Here is a 1415-nt window from a genome sequence, read left to right as displayed (position 1 = left end):
ATAGCCAGCTTTGGCTTTGCCCAACTGCCGCGAAATCCTCCCCCCCCCACTCCCCCCCACCCTATCGATTCCCCCCAACCTTGCCGACTCCGCCCCTGCCGCTGACCTGGCGGTGCAGGGAGCCTTGACGGCTGAAGAATTGGTAGTACCCCAATCCCCCTTGCAGGTGCGCATTGAGCGAAGAGAGGGCTTGTCTTTAGAACAAGCCCTGGAGCTCGCCGTGGCCCAAAACCCAACTGTGCAGCAGGCCAGGCTGGCCGTCGAGCGGGCCGAGGCCGGGGTGGCCGTCGCTCAAGCTGCCTTTGCTCCCAGCCTCTCCACTCGAGCCAGTTACCAATACAGCGAACCTCCTTCACCCGGCGGCGGGCCAAGCCGCGAAGTTCACACTTTCTCAGCCAGCGTGGTGCGGGTGGAGTACACCGCTTTTGACACTGGCCTCAGGGAGCAAAACCTGAAGCTGGCCCAAGAAGCTCTGCGCGTCGCCCAACTGCAACTGGAGCAAGCCCTGCAGACGGTCAAACAAGCTGTGGCCAACGCCTACTACGATCTGCAAAGCGCCGATGCCAGGGTTGCCATCAGACAGGCTGCTGTCGAAAGCTCGGAAGCCACCCTGCGGGATGCTCAAGCCCGAGAACGGGCCGGGCTGGGCACGCGCTTCGAGATTCTCCAAGCAGAGACGGAATTGGCCAACAATCGACAAGCCTTGCTGGCGGCCCAAAACATCCAACAACTGAATCGCCGCCGTCTGGCCGAACTGCTGAACTTTCCCAGCCCCACCGATGTGTTGGCCAGCGACCGCATCGAGCCGATGGGAGAATGGGATCTCAGCTTAGAAGAGACCATCATCGCTGCCTTCGCCCAACGACAAGAGCTGGAGCGCCAACGCCGCGAGCTGGAACAAGCCCAAAGCCGTGTGCGCCTGGCCCAAGCCCGCAATGGCCCCCAGGTCGGTTTGTTCGCCACCCTCGATGCCGTTAACGATTTCAACGCCAGCCGCAACAGTTTTGATGTTGGCTATTCGGTCGGAGCCAATTTCAGCTTGACGTGGTTCGATGGGGGAGCAGCATCTGCCCAAGCCCGCCAAGCCCAGATCGATGGACAAGTGGCCGTGAGCAATTTCGTTGGCACCCGCAATGAAATCCAGCGGGGGGTGGAAGAAGCCTTCCTGACCCTCAGCTCCAGCCGCGAGCAGATCGACTCGGCCAAAGTGGCGATTGCCTCGGCAGAAGAAAGCCTGCGCTTGGCCCGGCTGCGCTTGCAAGCGGGGGTGGGCACTCAGACAGAGGTGATCAATGCCGAAGCTGCCCTCACCACCGCCCGTGGCAACCTTTCCGATGCTGTGATCGCCTACAACCGCGCCTTGGTACAACTGCGGCGGGCCATCGGCAGCCTCTAACCCATCTCCTTGGCTTTGC

General features: G+C 61.8%; 1 protein-coding gene. It reads left to right on the top strand.

Translation table 11 applies throughout. The features are described from left to right. Nucleotides 1-10 precede the first annotated feature (10 nt). Nucleotides 11-1396 carry a TolC family protein gene (locus NW844_RS09885; RefSeq protein ID WP_414335257.1) on the top strand — a complete coding sequence of 462 codons (1386 nt, stop codon included), beginning with the start codon at nucleotides 11-13 and terminating at the stop codon, nucleotides 1394-1396. Nucleotides 1397-1415: the final 19 nt, after the last annotated feature.

Origin of the sequence: Synechococcus sp. H55.2 (assembly GCF_047462495.1) — a bacterium.
Classification (GTDB): domain Bacteria; phylum Cyanobacteriota; class Cyanobacteriia; order Thermostichales; family Thermostichaceae; genus Thermostichus.
The sequence above is the reverse complement of the archived record's forward strand: the minus strand, read 5'-3'. Positions and strand labels throughout refer to the sequence as shown.